13 protein-coding genes are annotated in these 15595 nt (G+C 30.4%); 8 read left to right on the top strand and 5 right to left on the bottom strand.

Annotation, left to right across the window (positions count from 1 at the left end):
* Window positions 1-51: 51 nt before the first annotated feature.
* The 4 genes from katG to ACJJVY_RS07620 form a co-directional block, all read right to left on the bottom strand.
* Window positions 52-2331 carry a catalase/peroxidase HPI gene (gene katG, locus ACJJVY_RS07635; protein WP_405606523.1) on the bottom strand — a complete coding sequence of 760 codons (2280 nt, stop codon included), beginning with the start codon at window positions 2329-2331 and terminating at the stop codon, window positions 52-54.
* Between the two features lie 390 nt (window positions 2332-2721).
* On the bottom strand, window positions 2722-3672 hold the full coding sequence (locus ACJJVY_RS07630) for a tRNA-dihydrouridine synthase family protein (protein ID WP_405606521.1): 951 nt from the start codon (window positions 3670-3672) through the stop codon (window positions 2722-2724).
* 109 nt (window positions 3673-3781) lie between these two features.
* Window positions 3782-5143 (bottom strand): dihydrolipoyl dehydrogenase family protein, encoded by a 1362-nt coding sequence (locus ACJJVY_RS07625; RefSeq protein ID WP_405606519.1) that lies wholly within the window; start codon window positions 5141-5143, stop codon window positions 3782-3784.
* A gap of 74 nt (window positions 5144-5217) precedes the next feature.
* Entirely contained in the window at window positions 5218-5562 is a 345-nt protein-coding gene (locus tag ACJJVY_RS07620; RefSeq protein WP_405606517.1) for a HopJ type III effector protein, read from the bottom strand.
* Window positions 5563-5679: 117 nt separating this feature from the next.
* On the opposite strand from ACJJVY_RS07620, the gene ACJJVY_RS07615 reads away from it, so the two are divergent.
* The 4 genes from ACJJVY_RS07615 to ACJJVY_RS07600 are packed head-to-tail and all read left to right on the top strand — an operon-like array spanning window position 5680 to window position 7976.
* Complete coding sequence (locus tag ACJJVY_RS07615) at window positions 5680-6195, top strand: RNA polymerase sigma factor (RefSeq protein WP_405606515.1); 516 nt, start codon at window positions 5680-5682, stop codon at window positions 6193-6195.
* The gene (locus tag ACJJVY_RS07610) at window positions 6176-6604 is read left to right on the top strand and encodes a hypothetical protein (protein ID WP_405606513.1); all 429 of its coding nucleotides are present in this window, start codon (window positions 6176-6178) and stop codon (window positions 6602-6604) included. The genes ACJJVY_RS07615 and ACJJVY_RS07610 overlap by 20 nt, the downstream gene beginning before the upstream one ends.
* Before the next feature lie 38 nt (window positions 6605-6642).
* Window positions 6643-7143 (top strand): TonB-dependent receptor plug domain-containing protein, encoded by a 501-nt coding sequence (locus ACJJVY_RS07605; protein ID WP_405606511.1) that lies wholly within the window; start codon window positions 6643-6645, stop codon window positions 7141-7143.
* Window positions 7144-7187: 44 nt separating this feature from the next.
* Complete coding sequence (locus ACJJVY_RS07600) at window positions 7188-7976, top strand: TlpA family protein disulfide reductase (RefSeq protein ID WP_405606509.1); 789 nt, start codon at window positions 7188-7190, stop codon at window positions 7974-7976.
* Between the two features lie 48 nt (window positions 7977-8024).
* On the opposite strand, the gene rsmI is transcribed toward ACJJVY_RS07600, so the two are convergent.
* Window positions 8025-8696 carry a 16S rRNA (cytidine(1402)-2'-O)-methyltransferase gene (gene rsmI, locus ACJJVY_RS07595; protein ID WP_405606507.1) on the bottom strand — a complete coding sequence of 224 codons (672 nt, stop codon included), beginning with the start codon at window positions 8694-8696 and terminating at the stop codon, window positions 8025-8027.
* A gap of 288 nt (window positions 8697-8984) precedes the next feature.
* Here rsmI and ACJJVY_RS07590 point away from each other — a divergent pair, with 288 nt between their 5' ends.
* The 4 genes from ACJJVY_RS07590 to ACJJVY_RS07575 all read left to right on the top strand — a co-directional run bounded on the left by ACJJVY_RS07590 (window position 8985) and on the right by ACJJVY_RS07575 (window position 15573).
* On the top strand, window positions 8985-11105 hold the full coding sequence (locus ACJJVY_RS07590; RefSeq protein ID WP_405606505.1) for a catalase: 2121 nt from the start codon (window positions 8985-8987) through the stop codon (window positions 11103-11105).
* 177 nt (window positions 11106-11282) lie between these two features.
* Window positions 11283-13037 carry an aspartate--tRNA ligase gene (aspS, locus tag ACJJVY_RS07585; RefSeq protein WP_405606503.1) on the top strand — a complete coding sequence of 585 codons (1755 nt, stop codon included), beginning with the start codon at window positions 11283-11285 and terminating at the stop codon, window positions 13035-13037.
* A 47-nt stretch (window positions 13038-13084) separates the two neighbouring features.
* Entirely contained in the window at window positions 13085-13798 is a 714-nt protein-coding gene (locus ACJJVY_RS07580) for a DUF6503 family protein (RefSeq protein ID WP_405606501.1), read from the top strand.
* Window positions 13798-15573: a chloride channel protein gene (locus tag ACJJVY_RS07575; protein ID WP_405606499.1), complete on the top strand. Its 1776-nt coding sequence runs from the start codon at window positions 13798-13800 to the stop codon at window positions 15571-15573. Before ACJJVY_RS07580 ends, ACJJVY_RS07575 begins: the two co-directional genes overlap by 1 nt.
* Window positions 15574-15595 lie beyond the last annotated feature (22 nt).

Genomic DNA, 15595 nt, shown 5'->3' with positions numbered 1-15595 from the left:
AAACGGCTTTGATAATTTATCAAAGCCGTTTTTATAAAATTAAATTTTTCTTTATTTAAGATCAAATCTATCTGCATTCATCACTTTTGTCCATGCTTTTACAAAAGCATTTACAAATTTTTCTTTACTGCCATCTTGTGCATAAATTTCTGAGTAAGAACGTAATATTGAATTAGAACCAAATACTAAATCCATACGAGTTGCAGTCCATTTTACAATTCCTGTTTTACGATCACGAATTTCGTATAATCCATTTTCTATAGGGTTCCAAGTGTTACCCATATCTGTTAAGTTTACAAAGAAATCATTGGTTAAAGCACCAATTTTATCAGTGAATACACCATGTTTAGTGTTGTCATAATTTGTGCCTAGCATTCTCATTCCTCCAACAAGTACTGTCATTTCTGGTGCGGTTAATCCCATTAATTGAGTGCGATCTAACATTAATTCTTCTGGACTAACTTCGTAATCTTTTTTAGAATAATTACGGTATCCATCAGCTAAAGGCTCTAAAGGTTCAAAAGAATCTGCATCAGTCATTTCATCTGTAGCATCTCCTCTTCCTGGAGCAAAAGGTACTTCTGTATCAAACCCTGCAGCTTTAATAGATTGCTCTACACCAACATTACCAGCTAATACAATAGTATCTGCAATACTAATACCAAATTCAGCAGCAATTGGTTCTAAAACAGATAATACATATGCTAGACGTTTTGGTTCGTTTCCTTCCCAATCTTTTTGAGGCGCTAAACGAATACGAGCTCCGTTTGCTCCACCACGCATATCAGAACCACGATAAGTACGAGCACTATCCCAAGCAGTGTTTACCATTTCTGAAATAGATAATCCTGATGCTGCAATTTTAGATTTTACAGCTTCTACATCATAATCTGTTTTTCCTGCCGGAACAGGATCTTGCCAAATTAAATCTTCTGTTGGTGCATCTGCTCCAAAGTAATTTGCTTTTGGACCCATATCTCTATGTGTTAATTTAAACCAAGCACGTGCAAAAGTTTCAGAGAAATACTCTTGATCGTTCATGAATTTTAATGAGATTTCCTTATAGATAGGATCTACTTTCATAGCCATGTCAGCATCTGTCATCATTGGGTTATGGCGGATACTATCATCTTCTACATCTACAGGTTTATCTTCGTCTTTAATTGATACAGGTTCCCATTGTGTTGCTCCTGCAGGACTTTTAACAGATTTCCATTCATGATTAAATAGCATTTCGAAGAATCCACCATCCCATTTTGTAGGGTTTGTTGTCCATGCACCTTCAAGACCACTTGTTACCGTATAACGACCTTTTCCTGAATTGCTAGGATTTGTCCATCCTAAACCTTGCTCTTCTACATTTGCAGCTTCTGGTTCTGCTCCTAACAGACCTGCATCTCCATTACCATGCGTTTTACCAACAGTGTGACCTCCAGCAGTTAAAGCAACAGTTTCTTCATCATTCATAGCCATACGAGCAAATGTTTCTCTTATGTGTGCAGCTGTTTTTAATGGATCTTGTTTTCCGTTAACACCTTCTGGGTTTACATAAATTAATCCCATTTGTACTGCCGCTAATGGATTCTCCATAGTTGATGGGGTTTCAACATCATCATAACGCTCATCACTTGGTGCTAACCATTCTTTTTCTGAACCCCAATAAGTATCTTTTTCTGGATGCCAAATATCTTTACGACCAAAAGCAAAACCATAAGTTTTTAATCCCATGCTTTCGTAAGCAATTGTACCGGCTAATGCAATTAAATCGGCCCAACTAACTTTTGTTCCGTATTTCTTTTTAATAGGCCATAATAGACGTTTCGCTTTATCTAAACTAACGTTATCTGGCCAAGAATTTAATGGAGCAAAGCGGATGTTACCAGAACCAGCACCACCACGACCGTCAGAAATACGGTAAGATCCTGCTGAGTGCCAAGAAAGGCGAATAAACAATCCTCCATAATGCCCCCAATCTGCAGGCCACCAATCTTGACTATCTGTCATTAAAGCATGCATGTCTTTTTTTAAAGCCTCTGTATCTAATTTTTTTAATTCTTCATAATAATCAAATTCTTCTCCTAAAGGGTTTGTTTTTGTATCATGTTGATGTAAAATATCTAGATTAAGTGCGTTAGGCCACCACTCCATAACAGAATCTTGACTAGAAGTATTTGCACCGTGCATTACAGGACATTTTCCTGCTGATGAGGTATGACTGTTTGTTTGTTCTTTGTTTTCTTCAACAATTGGAGAAGATTGATCTTGTTGAGCTTGATGATATGGGCATTTGCTTTCATCATTAGATGGGGTAGTATGTTTATCGTTTTCCATTTTTGAAAGGTATATGTGTTTTGTATGTTTAATTTTTTTACGTTACAAATCTATTCTTTTTCTGCTCCGATATATTGATAGTATAATTCTCATGTTTTATATTTATATAGATTAAATCTATATAAAAAATAAAAACATAATTTTTTTATATTATAGTGTGTATTTATTTAAAAACAACAATCTATAAGATATGTGTATGTTGTTTTTAATATGCTAATTATAAGTACCTAAAATAATGATTTTATCATAAAATAAGAAATAAAATCAATTATTTGATGAAAATTTAATTTTAGATATTAATATTGGTAAAAAGAAATACCAATTATTTAGGAATATTTTAAAGATTAAAAGGAGAGGAATGTAAAAGTATTTGATTAATTTTTAAAGAAACTACATTTTAGCTTCTTTAAAAATTTCTCTTACAGCAATTTCGTAAGCTCTTTTATTGCTGGCCTTTTTAATTTTTTTGTAGGTTTTAGCAGGATTCGAAAAACTTTGAGAAAAATATTCCCAAAAACCTAACATTTTCATTTTAATAGGAGTTGGACCAGAAAGTGTAGCATCATATTCATTATAAATACGATCGTGAAAATCATTAAATATCTGAAATCTATTTTTAGGATATTCTGTAGTATCTTTTTTTATCATACTTGGTAAAAAAGGATCTGCAATTAATCCTCTACCAATCATCCAATGGTCTATAGAAGGAAAACGTTCTTGTAATTTTTTAAAAGAAGCAACAGAGGTAACATCTCCGTTATAATACATTTTATGTTTTGTATTGTCTAAACATTTTTGAAAGGCTTCTAAATCTGTTCCGCCTTTATAAAGTTGTTTTCCTATTCTAGCGTGTATGGCAATATTTTTTAAAGGATAGTTGTCTAAAATGGGTAAAACATCTAAAATTTCTTCTGGAGTATCATAGCCCATTCTCATTTTCATAGAAACTAAAATATCGGATTCATTATGAATTTTATGAAGAATATTATTAATTTTTTCAGCGTCATTAATTAAACCAGAACCCATTCCGCGTTTTGCAACCATTGGGTAAGGGCAACCTAAGTTCCAGTTTAATTCTTTGTAACCTAATTCTTGTACATATTTAGAAACGAATAAAAACTCATCTACATCATTGGTTATTACTTGCGGAATAACTTCTAACTCGGTATTATTTTCGACTTTTATGTCTTTCTGATAAGAGTTTTTAATCACAAATTTACCATTCAATCGAATGTACGGAGCGTAAAATGTATCGATACCTCCAAAGAAATGATTAAAAGCATTTCTAAATTTATAATCGGTAAAACCTTGTAAGGGAGATGATAAAAGAGTTTGATTCATGGATAAGAAAGTTATGCAAATATAACATACTTTTAATGAGTTTTGTATTTGTAAAAGATTAGAAAATTCTTTTTTGAACCTTATCAAGAATAGTAGATAAAAACAGTTTTTAATCAATGTTTTTCATCATGTTTTTTAAGTCGCTTGTATAAGAAGGATACGTAAAAATAAGTTTCTTAAATTGGGATACGGTCATTTTTTTATCAATAGCCATCATCATAATATTAATACATTCGTTTGCTTCTGTACTTAAAAGATGTGCGCCAACAATTACATCTGTTCTTTTGTTGATAATTATTTTATAGGCATAAGTGCTTTCGTTACTTTTCTTTGCGTTGTAAAAATCAGAAGCATCATCTTGATATATTTTAATGTTTTTATACCTTTTATTGGCTTCCTTTTCAGATAAGCCAACACTAGCTAAATTAGGGTGGGTAAAAACAACAGAAGGAACTAGTGGATTAGAGAATTCTTTACTGTTTTTATTAAGTATATTATTTCCCACAATATAACCCTGTAAACCCGAAAGCGGAGTTAAAGGCAAAGATTTACTAGAAATGTCTCCGCAAGCAAATACATTACTATTGGTTTCATTCTGTAAAAAGTTATTTACAATTATTCCAGAATCATCATATTTAATATTTGCTTTTTCTAAGTTCAATAATTCAGTAGCAGGAACTCTACCCGACGTATTAAAAACAACTCTAGATTTTATTGAATATTCTTTTCCATTTTTATTAAAATGAACTCGAAAATTTTTCTTTAACTTTTCAATGGATTCAATTTCTGAATCAAAATAAAATTTTACTCCATTCTCTTTCATTTTATCAGTAAGTTTTTTTACTAAAAAATCATCAAATTGAGATAATGGCTGTGCTCCTCTGTCAATGATTGTTACTTTACAACCGAGAGTAGATAATAGAAAACTGAATTCCATAGCAATATATCCAGCACCAATAAAAGTAGCAGATTTTGGTAATTTTTTTAAAGTGAAAAAATCACCACTTGTTTTTAAATAAGAAGCTCCTTTAAAATGCAATTTACGAGGAGTTAATCCTGTTGCAATCACAAAATTATCTGCAGAAATAGTTTTGCCTTCTACAGAAATTTCATTTTTATTGATAAATTTAGGAGATTGATGATATAAATCGATTCCGAGTTCTGATAGTTGTTCTTCTGTTCCTTTCGGAATCTCTTTTACAAAAGAATCTTTAAACTTTAGAATGTCTTGCCAATCAATTTTTGGAACTTTTTTGATTCCTAAACCTTTTAAAGCTTCGGTCTTTTTTATAATATCACCAAATTGAAGTATTACTTTTTTGGGATCACAACCTCTTAAGGCACAAGTTCCGCCAAAAGCTTGTTTATCTGCTATGGCAACTTTAAGTCCGTTTTTAGAACATACTTTTGCAGCTGTTTGTCCTGCAACACCGCTTCCAATTACAAAAACATTATAATGTTTAGATTCCATAAATTTTGATTTTTATCAAAAATAAAACAGAACATAAACAGAAATGAACGCTTATGAAATAAATATTGACGGTTTTAATTTTTTAAAGTCAAAGCTTCTCCATCAAAAGTTAAACCTTTAAAACCAGTTTGCATAAAGTTTCTAATATTTTGATGAGAATCTCCATTTTCATCCTCTAAAACATTTTTATAATGCTCTCCAAAACACGCTAAAGCTTCTTCTTTTGTTAATTGTTGATGAGCCGCAAAAGCAAATAATTTACAAGAACCAGAATTTTCTCCTGCATTATTTTTGATGTCTCCGTTGGTAAAAGCAGTTGGTGTAAAATTGTAATTATCCTCAATTACTTGCATGGTTTCTGCAAAGTTAATTTCTGTTGAATTTGATTTTAATTTGGTTTTAAATTCTTGGATTGTCATTTTGTATGTTTAATAAGCGCCAAATTTAAATGAAAATTAGTCAAATATTTTATTGTACTTTAAAAAAATCAAAAATCTTTGTTATGAATTATTGTATTAGTACGTTATATAAATAGAATGAACAAAAAAGACTTTAAGATTAACGTGTTTTCGTTATCAGAACGCATTTATCCTATGGTAGCAAGAATGCTTGGTGGGAATGAAAATGCAGAAGATGCTATACAAGAAATCATGATAAAATTATGGGAAAAGAGAAATTATGTAGCAAAACACCCAAATATTAAGGGCTTAGTTTTTTTAACAGCTAGAAATCATTGTATAGATATATTAAGAAAAAAACCACTTTTAATAGATGATTCGTTATCGCATCTTAAAGTTTTAAAATCTTCAACAGAAAGTTTAGATATAGAGTGGCAAGAACTAAATGGTATCATTAAAAATATTTTAAAGCAATTACCAGAACAACAAAAAGAGGTTTTTATAATGCGAGATATTGATGGTTATGAATTTATAGAAATTGCAGCTACATTAGAAATAAGAATAGAACATGCTAGAGTTTTAGTCTCTAGAGCCAGAAAGTTTATAGGTGTAGCATTAGAAAAAACATACAATTATGAGCGAGGAGAATATTAAAGACCTTATAGGTAAATACAAATCGGGTAGAAGTTCTTTAAAAGAAGAATCAATGTTGTTTGATAATGTTGATGAATCAGAAACAGGAATTAAAATGTGGTCGACTTTTGTGAAAAATAATAAAAAAGTTGCTCCAAATAATTTTAATGATGATTTATGGCAATCTTTTGATAAAAGAACAACAAAAAATAATCGATTTGGAATAGGGTTTATTACTATTGCTGCTTCTATACTATTGATGAGTATACTTTTTATCAATAACATAAGAAATGAAGGTTTAAGTAATAAAGAAAAAGAAGCCTTATTAAATGAAGCTAAAATGATGTTTCTAAATTCAGAAGAAGTACAACCAATACATAATATTGTTGTAGAAACCGACTTATTAATTGTTTACACAAAAACGGAATAAAAAACCAAACTTAAAAATAACGATTAAATATTTAAAAAATGAAAAAAATATTATTTACAACAATTGTACTATTATTTTCAATTTCTTTGATTCATGCTCAAGAAAGCGAGAGTAAAGAAGTAGAAAAAGATAAATTATATATAGAATTAAAAGATGGAGCAAACCCGGATATTTATGTAGATGGCAAAAAATTTGAGTTCCCAATAGAATTAATAGATCAAGATAAAATTAAAACGATATTTGTTGTAAAAGGAGAAGATGCAATTGCCAAATACAAGGCACCAAATGGAGTAATATTAATTACAACAAAAACAAAAGCAGAATCAGCTTTTTCTAAAATAAAAATAAGAAAGAATGATAATGATAAAGGTGAAAAAACACCATTGGTAATTATTGATGGTATCGTTTCTGATAAAAAAAATCTCGATACTTTAAAACCTGCTGATATAGAAAAAATGGAAGTTTTAAAAGGGGAACAAGCGATTAAAAGGTACAATTCTCCAAATGGAGCCATAATAATTACACTTAAGAAAAAATAATTTTCACACAAGTTCAATATTTAAATCTTTTCAAAAAAATAAGCATGAAAAAAATTATTATATTAATCTTCTTTCTTTACGGATTTACTTTTTTTGCACAAAATAAAACCATAAAAAAACCTGAGTATGTAATCATTGCCAATAATAAAATTATAACTAAAGTAGAGCTTGAAGAATTAGGGCAACAAGGATTCATAAAAGCGATGAAAAAAGGTATCTCTGAAGAAGAAAGAAATAACCTTGCTGAAAAATTTGGTGATAAAATTGGAGATAGAGAATTTGTAATTATAATAGATTTACTAACAGAAAAAGAAAAAGCAGAGAGAGATAGCAAAAAACTATCAAACAATAAGGTAATTCCTGAAGTTAAAAATCGTAATGACGAATTAAAATTAAACGTTAACGATACTGCAAATCATTTTACAGTCGAAATGATTAATGGTGAAAAACTTAATCTTTCAGATTTAAAAGGAAAAGTAGTTCTGTTAAATTATTGGGCTACTTGGTGTGCACCTTGTCTAATGGAATTTGCAGAGTTTCCAGAAAAAATATTGACTCCTTTTAAAAATGAATATTTTATTTTAATAGCTATATCTATAGGAGAAAGTAAAGACAAAGTTTTAAATAAAATGGAGAAGATGAAAAAATATGGTGTTGATTTCAATGTAGGAATTGATCCTAATAAAGAAATTTGGGATCAATATGCAACTGGAGCTATCCCAAAAAGTTTTTTAATTGACCAAAATGGAGTTATAAAATATATTTCTATTGGAAATTCTGAAGGAAACGTAGATAAATTGGCAAAAGAAATAGCAAAACTATTTACAGATTAAAAATTACTAACAACAATATGAATAAAACCTAGCTAAAAAAGTTAGGTTTTATTTTTTCCCATCTACAATAACAACAATTTCACCTTTTGGTGGTTTTGCAGTGTAATGCGCTAACACTTCGGTTGCAGTTCCTCTTACAGTTTCTTCGAACATTTTTGTGAGTTCTCTTGAAACAGAAACTTGTCTGTCAGATCCAAAATATTCTATAAAATGACCTAAAGTTTTTACTAATTTATGTGGAGATTCGTAAAAAATCATCGTTCTTTTTTCTTCTGCTAATAAAAGAAAACGTGTTTGTCTTCCTTTTTTTACAGGTAAAAAACCTTCAAAAACAAACTTATCATTTGGCAAACCAGAATTTACTAAAGCAGGTACAAAAGCCGTAGCTCCAGGTAAACATTCCACGTCAATATTGTTTTCTACACAAGCTCTGGTTAATAAAAAACCAGGATCTGAAATTGCAGGAGTTCCTGCATCAGAAATTAAAGCACAAGTTTCTCCGTTTTGTATTCTTTGCACAACACCTTTTACAGATTTATGCTCGTTGTGCATATGATGACTGTGCATTTGTGTAGCAATTTCAAAATGTTTTAAAAGTTTACCACTTGTACGCGTGTCTTCTGCTAAAATAAAATCTACTTCTTTTAAAACTTTTATAGCTCTAAAAGTCATGTCTTCTAAATTACCAATTGGTGTAGGTACTAAATATAATTTGCTCATTTTTTAATAGATTCTATTGTGTATACATTAATACCTTTTTGTAATTAAAGGTTAAAAATAAAACATGTAATTATGTTTTGTTAGTGTAGTTTGCTATTCATTTTAATCTAATTAGAATACTAACTCAACACTGGCGCAAAAATAATATATTAAAGATTGTAAGCGCTTTATTCTGATAAATAGATTTATTTTTTATGCTGAAATGAGTTAAAGAATATTTCATTTGAGCAATAATTACACTTTATTAATAAATAGTTTTGGCATCATACCAATCTAAAAAACAATACTATGTCAAATAAAAGTGAAAAAATAGATCAGTTAGAAGAACATATGGTAGATGCAAAAGGCAAGCCATTAACAACAAGACAAGGAGTAAAAGTTAATGATACTAATAATTCTTTAAAGTCTGGTGAAAGAGGTTCTACATTATTAGAAGATTTTTTATTGAGAGAAAAAATAACCAATTTTGATCACGAGAGAATTCCGGAAAGAATTGTACATGCAAGAGGTAGTGGAGCTCATGGAGTATTTGAGTTGTATAAAAGTCAAAAAAAATACAGTAAAGCAGGTTTATTTACAGACACCAATAGAAAAACACCTGTTTTTGTACGTTTTTCTACAGTTGCAGGTTCTAAAGGATCTCCAGATTTGGCAAGAGATGTACGAGGTTTTGCTGTAAAATTCTATAATCCAGAAGGTACTTGGGATTTAGTTGGTAATAATATGCCTATTTTCTTTATTCAAGATGCAATGAAATTTCCAGATTTAATTCACTCAGTAAAACCAGAACCAAATAACGAAATTCCACAAGCAGCTTCTGCACACGATACTTTTTATGATTTTGTTTCTTTAACTACAGAAACATTACACAATCATATTTGGGCAATGAGTGATAGAGCAATTCCTAGAAGTTTAAGAATGATGGAGGGTTTTGGGATACATACTTACAGATTAATAAATGAAGAAGGGAAAGCACATTTCGTAAAATTTCATTGGAAACCAGTTTTAGGTATACATTCTGTTACTTGGGATGAAGCTGTAAAAATAAATGGTGCAGATGCAGATTTTCATAGAAGAGATTTATGGAATGCCATTGAAGATGGTAATTATCCTGAATGGGAGTTAGGTTTTCAAATAATTCCAGAAGAGGATGAACATAAATATGATTTTGATATTCTAGATCCAACAAAGTTAATACCAGAAGAAATGGTGCCAGTTGAAATTGTTGGAAAAATGACGTTAAATAAAAACCCAGAAAACTTCTTTGCAGAAACAGAGCAGGTTGCTTTTTTACCAGGAAATATTGTGCCAGGAATCGATTTTACTAATGATCCATTATTACAAGGTAGGTTGTTTTCTTACAGAGATACACAATTATCTAGATTAGGAACACCTAATTTTCATCAAATACCAATTAACAAACCAATTTCTGAAACGCATAACAACCAAAGAGATGGTCATATGCAAACTGAAATACCTAAAGGGCAAACGGCATATTTCCCAAACTCTTTAAGCGGAGGTTGTCCTCATTTAGCAAAAATATCAGAAGGTGCTTTTCATTCTTATGAAGAAAGAATTGATGCTAAAAAAATAAGATCTAGAAGTAAGAGTTTTAGCGATCATTTTTCTCAACCAGCATTGTTTTACAGAAGTTTAAAAGAGTGGGAAAAACAACATGTAATTGGTGCTTATTCTTTTGAGTTGGGTAAATGTACTCACGATCATATTAAAAGCAGAATGTTGTGGTTGATTAAGGAAATAAATGAAGATTTAGCGAAACAAGTTGCCGAAAACTTAGGAATGGAAATTCCAAAATCTATAGATAAGCCAATAAACCAAGCAATTGGTGCAGATGCGAATGTAGAAGATTTTCAGCCAGGTAAAGCAAAAAATTATTTAGATGAATCGCCTGCATTAAGTCAAGGTAATACAAAGTTTAATTCTATTGCAACTCGTGAAATTGCTGTTTTGGTTGCTAATGGTTTTTCTATGAAAGATTTTGATGCAATGCGTAAAAAATTAGAAGAAGAGAATGCTACTGTAAAATTAATTGCACCAAAAGGTGGAATTGTTAAGTGCGATGAAAGTATGGACCATGATGTAGATGCTTCAATTAACACTACAGAAAGTGTTTTATTTGATGCCATTTATGTTCCTGGAGGTAAAAAATCTATTGAAACCATAAGCAAAAATGGTAAATACAAAAAGTTTGTAAACGAAGCTTTAAAACATTGTAAAGCTATTGCTGCAGATAATGAAGGTGAAGATTTCTTAGATGAAACTTATGTAAAAGATTTTAAGAAAGATACAGCAATTTTAATTAATAAGAAACCAATAGATTTTGTTAATGCTGTTTCTAAACATAGAAATTGGGATAGAATGGATAAAGTAGATTCAATTCCTGTTTAAAAAATATTTTGATTAAAGAAGAAGTGTTTATTAATCACTTTAGAATTTATTTTCTAAGGTGATTTTTTTTGTTTTTCAATTAAAAACAAGCCATATTTTGCTCTAGAAATTTCATCATTAAAAATAAGTAGGTTTTCATTAGATTGATTAATTTTGCAGCTTAATAAAAGATAAAAAATGTACAGAAGTCATTCTTGTGGTGAGTTAAGAGCATCACACATCAATACAGAAGTTACTTTAGCAGGTTGGGTACAAAAGTCTAGAGACAAAGGTTTTATGGTTTGGGTAGATTTGCGTGATAGATACGGAATTACACAGTTAATTTTTGATGAAGATCGTACACCTAAAGAAATGATGGAAAAAGCAAAATCTTTAGGTAGAGAGTTTGTAATACAAGTAACAGGTACTGTAATTGAGCGTGAATCTAAAAATACAAATATAGTTACTGGTGAAGTTGAAGTTTTGGTTTCTAAATTAGAAATTTTAAACGAAGCAAAGTTACCACCTTTTACAATAGAAGATAAAACGGATGGAGGTGAAGACATCCGAATGAAATATAGATACTTAGATATTAGAAGAAATCCTGTTAAAGACAGTTTAATTTTTCGTCATAAAGTAGCTATGGAAGTTCGTAAATACTTGTCTGACCAAGAATTTATAGAAGTAGAAACTCCGTATTTAATAAAATCTACTCCAGAGGGAGCAAGAGATTTTGTGGTGCCTTCTCGTATGAATGAAGGTCAGTTTTACGCATTGCCTCAATCACCTCAAACCTTTAAACAATTGTTGATGGTTGGTGGAATGGATAAATATTTTCAGATTGTAAAATGTTTTAGAGATGAAGATTTACGTGCTGACAGACAACCAGAATTCACACAAATTGACTGTGAAATGGCGTTTGTGGAACAAGAAGATATTTTAAATATTTTTGAAGGATTAACGCGTCACTTATTAAAAGAAGTAAATAATGTTGAGGTGGAGAAATTCCCAAGAATGTTGTACGATGATGCTATGCGTTTGTACGGAAATGACAAACCAGATATTCGTTTTGGAATGGAATTTGGCGAGTTAAATGCTGTTACACAACACAAAGATTTTGGCGTTTTTAATTCTGCTGAATTGGTAATTGGTATTGCTGTTCCTGGTGGAAATGCATATACAAGAAAAGAAATAGACAATATTATAAAGTGGGTTAAACGTCCACAAGTTGGTGCTTTAGGAATGATTTATGCTCGTGTAAACGAAGATGGATCTTTTAAATCTTCTGTAGATAAATTCTACGACCAAGAAGATTTAGCAAAATGGGCAGAAATTACAGGTGCAAAACCTGGTGATTTAGTGTGTGTTTTATCTGGAGAAACAAATAAAGTAAGAGCACAAATGTCTGCTTTACGTATGGAATTGGCAGAACGTTTAGGATTAAGAGACCCTAAAGTATTTGCTCCGCTTTGGGTAATCGACTTTCCATTATTAGAATTAGATGAAGAAACTGGTCATTACCATGCAATGCACCATCCATTTACATCACCAAAACCTGGTCAAATGGAATTGTTAGATACAGATCCTGGAGCTGTAAAAGCAAATGCGTACGATTTAGTTTTAAATGGAAATGAAATTGGTGGAGGATCAATAAGAATTCATGATAAGCAAATGCAAGCAACTATGTTGCGTCACTTAGGTTTTTCTGAAGAAGATGCTAAAGCTCAATTTGGTTTCTTAATGGATGCGTTTGAGTACGGAGCACCACCACATGGAGGTTTAGCTTTTGGATTGGATAGATTGGTTGCTATTTTAGGTGGACAAGAAACAATTCGTGACTTTATTGCATTCCCAAAAAACAACTCAGGGCGTGATGTTATGATTGACGCGCCAGCATTTATTGATGATGATCAACTAAAAGAATTAAGTTTAAAACTTGATATTGAAGCATAAAGAGTAAAAAATCCCGCTTTTGCGGGATTTTTTATTAAATTTAAAGTATGAAAAATTTAACCACACTTTTATTTCTATTAGTATCACTTACTTTCTCTGCTCAAAAAATAACTGGTGATGAATTATTAGAGAAATCAATCAACTTTCACGATCCGAACAATAATTGGTCTACTTTTAAAGGAACTCTTTTTGTAACGATGGAAACACCTAAAGGAGCACCAAGAAAAAGTGTTATCAACATTAATTTACCTGAAGAATATTTTTCTGTAAAAGCAAAAAGAGATACAATTACTACAGAGTATATTTTAGATAAAGAGGTTACAACATTTTCTTTTAATGATGATAAAAATCCATCTGAAGTAATAAAAAAGAAATACGGTTTAACTTTAGAAAGAGCCAATTTGTATAAAAATTATTATACGTATTTGTATGGTTTACCAATGAAACTGAAAGATGAAGGTACAATTATTCATCAAAAAGTAGAAAAGAAAACCTTTAAAGAAAAAGACTATTTGGTTTTAAAAATTACTTACAATAAAGAGGTTGGTAAAGATACTTGGTATTTTTATTTTGATCCAGAAACGTATGCTATGGAAGTGTATCAGTTTTTTAAAGAAGCAAAAGATAGCGGAGAATATATTTTACTTTCGGGTTTAGAAACCATCAATGAAATTAAAATACCAAAAAGTAGAGCTTGGTATTATAACAAAGATAATGGGTATTTAGGTACCGATTTTTTAAAAAGTACTGACAAGGAGTAATGCCAAAGAATAATAAGTTATACAAAAGAATTTTAATTTGGAGATACAAATATATTTCTGAACGTCAGTTTGTTTATGTCCTTAGTATTTTAGTCGGTTTTTTAGCCGGTTTAGGTACTTTTATTTTAAAAGATTTAACGTTTTTTATTGAAGAATTGTTGCAGGGTAACCTTATAAAAGATTATCATTATACACTTTATTTTGTCTTTCCAATTATTGGATTGTTTTTAGTGTTTCTAATTAAAAAATTTGTAATCAAAAAAAATATTGGTCATGGTATTTCTACCACATTACATGCTATTTCTAGAAGAAATGGAATTATAAAAAGATATAAAATCTTTGCTTCTTTAATAACAGCACCAATCACAGTGGGTTTTGGAGGTTCTGCAGGGTTACAAGGTCCGGCAGTAAGTACAGGAGCAGCTTTAGGATCTAATGTTGCAAGATTTTTTCACATGAATGCCAAAACAAGAATGTTGTTAATTGGTTGTGCAACAGCGGGTGCCATGTCTTCTATGTTTCAGGCGCCAATTGCAGCTATAATTTTTGCAGTAGAAATCTTTAGCTTAGATATGGCTTTTGTTTCTTTGGTTCCATTATTGTTAGCATCGGTTTCTGCAGTTATTTCTTCTTATTTTTTAGTAGGAACAGACGTTTTGTTTCGATTTAAATTAGTGGATGTTTTTGTAATAAATGACATTCCGTTTTATATTTTTTTAGCATTTGTAACAGGTAATGCTTCTGTTTATTTCTCTAAAATGTATTTTAAAATTAGTAATTTTTTCGAAAAATTTGATAGCCCTTTTAAAAGGTTAGCTATCGGAGGATTTGCAATAGGAATTATGTTGTATTTAATTCCGCCATTATATGGTGAGGGTTATGGATTGATAAACAATTTATTAAAAGGAAATACCGCAGCAGCGTTAAAAGACATACCCTATAATTTAGATTTAGAAAATGTGTATGTTGTTGTTTTAATGTTGATATTAATTGCAATATTTAAAGCAATTGCCATGACAACTACTTTTGCAGCTGGTGGAGTAGGAGGTATTTTTATTCCAACAATATTTATGGGTAGTGCTTTGGGTAATGCTATAGCAAAAATTATTAATCATTTAGGGTTTAGTGTTTCAGAATCTAATTTTACATTAATTGGGATGACGGGGTTAATGGCAGGTGTATTACATGCGCCATTAACAGCAATTTTCTTAATTGCAGAAATAACCGGAGGATATGAGCTATTTGTACCTTTAATGTTGGTTTCTGCTATCTCTTATGCATTTACAAAATACTTTGTTTCTAACTCTATTTACACAATAGAATTAGCCAAAAAAGGGCAATTGATCACGCATAATAAGGATAAAAATGTATTAATGTTAATGAGGATTGATAGCTTGATTGAAACTAATTTTAAAACTATTACACCAAAAATGACTTTAGGTGAAATGCTAAAAAAATCGGTTGCTAAATCCAAAAGAAATATATTTCCTGTTTTAGATAGTAAGCAACAATTTTTAGGGATTATTTTATTGGATGATATTAGACCGATTATGTTTGATCAAAGTCAATATAAAGAAACGTATGTATCAGACTTTATGAAAGGTGCACCAGCAATTATTTTTCATGATGATTCTATGGAAGTGGTTATGCAAAAATTTAAGGAAAGTGGTGCTTGGAATTTGCCAGTAGTTAACGATGGAGTTTATTTAGGTTTTATTTCTAAATCTAAATTATTAACTGCTTACAGAAATAAATTAATTGAAGTAACTGCTTAATTGGTTACATATTATTAGAAAT

The organism is Polaribacter sp. Asnod1-A03, assembly GCF_045063585.1.
Classification (GTDB): Bacteria; Bacteroidota; Bacteroidia; order Flavobacteriales; family Flavobacteriaceae; genus Polaribacter.
This window is presented reverse-complemented; position numbering and strand designations above follow the sequence as displayed.